General features: G+C 63.4%; 3 protein-coding genes and 3 pseudogenes. 3 read left to right on the top strand and 3 right to left on the bottom strand.

What is annotated here, in order from left to right; all coding sequences use genetic code 11:
- The first annotated feature begins 230 nt into the window (after positions 1-230).
- The gene (locus tag FS320_RS37715; RefSeq protein ID WP_152717407.1) at positions 231-1,046 is read left to right on the top strand and encodes an IS110 family RNA-guided transposase; all 816 of its coding nucleotides are present in this window, start codon (positions 231-233) and stop codon (positions 1,044-1,046) included.
- 793 nt (positions 1,047-1,839) lie between these two features.
- Here FS320_RS37715 and FS320_RS51155 read toward each other — a convergent pair.
- Positions 1,840-2,481 (bottom strand): annotated as a pseudogene (locus tag FS320_RS51155) (IS110 family transposase); the annotation flags it as partial.
- Positions 2,482-2,578: 97 nt separating this feature from the next.
- Between FS320_RS51155 and FS320_RS37705 the strand changes: the two are divergent.
- Positions 2,579-3,304 (top strand): annotated as a pseudogene (locus FS320_RS37705) (transposase); the annotation flags it as partial.
- A gap of 16 nt (positions 3,305-3,320) precedes the next feature.
- Positions 3,321-3,554, top strand: a pseudogene (locus FS320_RS37700) (integrase core domain-containing protein); the annotation flags it as partial.
- Here the strand turns inward: FS320_RS37700 and FS320_RS37695 are convergent.
- Both FS320_RS37695 and FS320_RS48995 read right to left on the bottom strand, forming a co-directional pair.
- Entirely contained in the window at positions 3,554-4,720 is a 1,167-nt protein-coding gene (locus FS320_RS37695) for a recombinase zinc ribbon domain-containing protein (protein ID WP_244627648.1), read from the bottom strand. The pseudogene FS320_RS37700 and the gene FS320_RS37695 sit on opposite strands and share 1 nt — an antisense overlap.
- A 48-nt stretch (positions 4,721-4,768) precedes the next feature.
- A partial coding sequence (locus FS320_RS48995) for a hypothetical protein (protein WP_244627647.1) occupies positions 4,769-4,998 on the bottom strand: 230 nt, incomplete at its 5' end.

Here is a 4,998-nt window from a genome sequence, read left to right as displayed (position 1 = left end):
CCCATCGAGGCTCGCGGCGAAGACGTTGTCCAGCCGCATCACGAAGCCGGATATACGTCAGCAGTTGTGACCATCGATCCTGATCCAGCCGGCTGTTGCAATCGGGCGGGGTCCATATACGTCCACAGATGAGCTTGAGCGCGTGGTGCAAAAACGTGCTTGATGGACGGGCTCGGACCTGTGATCCCGCAACTGTCGAGGAGAGCTGCATGAACTGAAGCAATTCGACCTTGATCCGACGCTCCTCATGTGAACCGTTCGTCAAGCGTGGCAGAAAGAACGATGCGGCCGATGCCGCCGCAATCTGCGAAGCTGCATCCCGCCCGAACGTCAAGTTCGTCCCCGTTAAGAGCTTGGAGCAGCAGGGCACTCTGGCCCTCCACGCGGTCCGGTCATTGCTGGTCAAGCAGCAGACCATGCTATCGAATGCCTTGCGGGGCTTGGCGACGGAGTTCGGTTTAACGGTCCCGCAAGGCATCCATAGGCTTGACGAGCTCATGATGCTTGTGGAAGCGGACAAGTCCTTGCCGAAACAAGGACGACAAGCGTTGGAGATGCTATTCGCCCAATGCAAGGCATTGACTGAAAGCATCGCAACCGCGGAAGCGGAAATCGTCGCGCACGCACGCCGTGATGCAACGGCACGCCGCCTCGCAACGATCCCTGGCATTGGTCCGATCTCCGCTTCTCTGATTGCGGCGACGGTCAGCAACATTGAGGCGTTTGCAACCGCCCGGCAGTTTGCCGCCTGGCTCGGTCTGGTCCCACGACAGTATTCTACCGGCGGGAAAACCCGCCTCGGCCGCATCACCAAGGCGGGCAATTCCGAGATCAGGAGACTGCTGGTTCTCGGCGCCACATCAATGGTTTACCGCGCTGATCGGTGGAACAGCGCGGTGGGTGCCTGGACCCGGTCAGCGCTGGAACGTCGCCCCGTCAGGCTCGTGACGGTCGCATTGGCCAACAAGATAGCGCGCATTGCGTGGGCTGTGATGACGCGCAAAGAAGTCTACCGTCCGAACGGCAATGCCGTCGTGACCGCATGATGCTCTGCACCACGCTGGTTGACGGCAGACGCGCGTTCGTCGGATCTGACAGGAAACGCTGAAGAGCGTGATGGGAAAGACTGTCATCAAGGACAGTTCAGGCAACACCGGATGGCGTATTGTGCCTTGAGCACGCGAGCGAGATTGGTGCCTGACACGCAAGCGCACACCCATGATGGCCAGTGGTACGCACCGCGCAACAGGCCGGACATAAGGGCGCACCTGAGCAGATCTTTCGATCACACATCTTACTGCCCTCCTCAACAAGCCAACCGAGGGACGGGAGAGAGGCGGCCCACCTTGCCGGCTTTGAGCTTTTGGAACGCGCGTAAGGTCGTCGGGCCGTCAGGGAACAGATAGAGACCTGTCTTGGCATCCAGTTCAATGGCAATCGTGCCGTTGTAAATGCGGTCATAGATCCAGTGCGGCGTGACGCCGAGCTGGGCCGCGAGTTGCGACACGGTGAGGTAGCCGGGGATGCGACTGGTGGCGCTCGCGCAGGATGCCGTGCCGCAGCCGGATGGCCTGAACCGTGCTTGGCAACACCGCCTGGCGCAGAGGGGAGCGGTGCCCGGCGGCGGTCAGCGCGGCGGCGATGGCCGCATCGCTCTCCCCTGCGCGGGCGCGCTCGACGATGGCGGCCTCCATCTCGTCGCTGCGCGACAGCTCGGCGAGCGAGCCAACCGTGATCGGCAGCGCGATCTCGCTTGTTGCGCCGCCGCGCCAGATCAGGCGCAGGGCGATCGTGTCCCGGACGCCACGGTGGATCACCACCTTGTCGATGAGGCAACGCAACCTCAGCGACTTGCTGGGTCAGCCGTTCCAGGCGGGCTTCGGCATCCTCGATCGCCTGCCGGTATTCGCGCAGCACCAGATACTGAGCCGAATGCTCGAAGACGAGCTCCGCAAGCCAGCGGGCATGCGCCTGGGTCCACGGTCTGCGGCCGGGAAAGATCCGCCCATGACGCAGCAGGAAGGATTGCAGATGCTGGCGCTTCTCGCGCAGATCTTCCATCGCTGCCTCCCGCGCCCGCACCAGCTCGCGCACGGCCTCGTGCCCTGGATCCGGCACCCAGATGGCAGTCAGTTCCCCGGCCCGGTGCAGCCGGGCCAGGGTCAGGGCATCGCGGCGGTTGGTCTTCACGCGTTCGCCCGGGCGCTTGGGGATGAGCGAAGGCGCGATGACGGCACAGTCATGGCCGAGGGTTGCGATCTGGCGCTGCAGGCCATAGCCGGTTGGGCCGGCCTCATAGCAGAACAGCAGCTCGCCGTGCCGGCTCGCCAGCTTGTGGACCAGGCGCCGGACCGCTTCGGGCGTGTTGTCGATCTCGCCCAGAAAGCGGATCTCACCTTGGCGACCGTCCTCGGCGACGGCGACGGAGATCTTCAGCTTGGAGGTATCCAGACCGACAAACACTTTGCTCTTCTGCTGCATGGCTCGTCCCCTGTGCGGGAGGCTCGGCGCCGGCCCATCCGGCGCAATCCTCGCAATTGCATAGTGTGGACGAGCCACCCCGCCGGCAACGAACATACGGTCTGTCACGCCCAGAAGCCGAGATGGGATGGTAGAATCCCTTCGCGTCCTCACGGTCTGCCGCAAGACCGCCGTCGCCGCGAGGCGTGTTGCCATCCAGATAATCCAGACCACGATTGTGAGCGCGCCAGACGGGCTGCGCGATACTTTGCGTTCCATGACGCGCATGCAACTCGTGCGAACCTTGGCCGCCTGGCGACCGGATCTGACAGCCTATCGCGAGGTGGAAGCGGCCTATCGCATCAGCCTCAAATCGCTTGCTCGTCGCTATCTCGAGCTGCATGACGAGATTGCCGACCTTGACGCAATGATCAGCGCCATCGTCGATGACCTTGCGCCCGAGCTCATCGCGCGCAATTCGATCGGCTACACCGGTGCCGCCCAGTTGCTGCTCACGGCCGGCGACAATCCTGAGCGCTTGCGTTCTGAGGCGAGCTTCGCGGCGCTGTGCGGTGTAAGTCCGGTCCCCGCCTCTTCCGGAAAGACAATTCGTCACCGGCTCAACAGGGGTGGCGATCGCGCTGCCAACAGCGCCCTGCACATTATAGCCATTGGGCGGATCCGAACCGACTCAGCGACGAAGGCCTACGTCGCCAGACGCACCAGCGGAGGTCATTCGAAGCTCGATGCTATTCGCGCCCTCAAGCGCTACATCGCCCGTGAGGTCTTCCACATCATCACAAGACGCCACAGGGAGATCAATCAGACCCGCATCGCCGCTTGACAAACAGAAGGGCGTCCAAGGCAGCCAATTCACCAGTCACGACTTCACCAGTGTGCTGCTCAAGAACAGCATCGCCATCAGCATGGATGGCAAGGGCGCCTGGCGCGACAACGTTTTTGTCGAGCGGCTGTGGCGGTCCGTCAAATACGAAGAGGTGTATCTGAGGGCCTACGACAGTGTCGCCGAGGCTCGCGCCTCGATCGGCCGCTATCTGGCCTTCTACAACCCTGCATCACAACACCCATCTGTCTATGTCATTGAAGAGAAGAGGCTTTGTTGCGCGGGATGCGATCCCGCGGGGTATTTTGGGTTCTGGTGCGCCCGCTCGGTGATTGACATGGCCGCCTCTGTCGTCAGCGCCGCGCGCGCGAAGATCCACGGTTCATCCGACAGAGGGTGGATGGCCTCGATCTCGCCGGCTTCGGCCGCCAGACGGAGCGTCTTGGGCGTAACCTTCAGGAGTCTGGCGGCCTGGCTGAGATTGAGCCAGGGCTCGATGCCATCTGATGCCGGCTTGAACACCGGGATCCGGTAGTTCGATCGCATAGAGGTGACGCGCTCGCGGGTCCAGCGGTTGCCGTTGCCTGTCTTGAGGCCGTTGCGGTTGAGCAAGCCTGCGATCAGATCATCGCTGGCGATGAGCACCAATCGGCGCACCGCCTCAAGGATGTCGGCGGACGTGCTGTTGCGCTGTCCGCGGCGGCGCTTTGGCAACCGCATCTCGCTATGCACACCGCCTACCCAATGCACGATGATCACGATCTCGGACGCTGCGTCATCGATATCGGCGATGACCTCGTGGATTAGCGTGCGGACGATGCGCTTCTTCAGGCGCGCATCAGTGGTTGGCGCCGACCAGACCGTTTTGAGGTTCGAGGCTAGGTCACCGAGAGCCTCCAGGGCGACGGCCGATGGCACGGCTGCCGCCTCATGCACGGCGATCTTGCTCTCCACCTCGGCAACACGGGCAAGCGAGCGGTTCCAGCGCGTCTCAAGCTCGCCGGCGACCAACCGGTTCGCCGGATCGGCGGCGTCGTACTGCCGGAAGGCGCGGTCGGCGGCATAGCGCGCCGCTTCGAGATCGCGGCCAAGGGCCTCGCGCACCTGGTCCCTCTGGTGCGTGGCCTGGGCTGCCGCGGCCGTCGCCGCGGCGATAGCGCCAGGTCCGACTACGCCGAGCAGCGCCTCTTCGATGGCATCATCAACCCGCAGACCGCCAAAGGCGATGCAATGGGGACCACCATTGTCCATCCAGGCACGGCTACAGCTGTAGCGCGGAATGCGGTGCCGTGTGCCCGTGTACCGAAGCGTCAGCTTCCGACCGCATCGCCGGCAGCGGATCAGCCCGGCCAGCAGCGCATCGCCATGCTTGGGCGCGCCGTGATGCTTGCCGGTTGGAACGTTGCCTGAGACCATCGTGCGGATCGTTTCGAACCTCTCCCAGCTGACATAGCCTTCATGGGCCTAGGGGATCAGCGCCAGCCACTGCGACCGTGCCTTCCGACGGATCGTCACACTCACCCCATCAGCACCATACCCTGCCGAGGCAGCAGTCTTACCATAGGCATAGTCGGGTAGCCGGGCTCCGTTACCGAAGCCCAGCCCCCTCAGAACCGGACGTGACGATTGCTCGTCATCCGGCTCAAGCCTCAGCCGCCCGATACCCGACCTGCTGATGGTGTTGACGGTGGCAC

The organism is Microvirga tunisiensis, from assembly GCF_009296175.1.
GTDB classification, from domain to species: Bacteria; Pseudomonadota; Alphaproteobacteria; order Rhizobiales; family Beijerinckiaceae; genus Microvirga; species Microvirga tunisiensis.
This window is presented reverse-complemented; position numbering and strand designations above follow the sequence as displayed.

Excerpts from the sequence above, each read along its gene's own strand:
- FS320_RS37695 (WP_244627648.1), bottom strand. The coding sequence starts at position 4,720 with ATGGTCTCAGGCAACGTTCCAACCGGCAAGCATCACGGCGCGCCCAAG.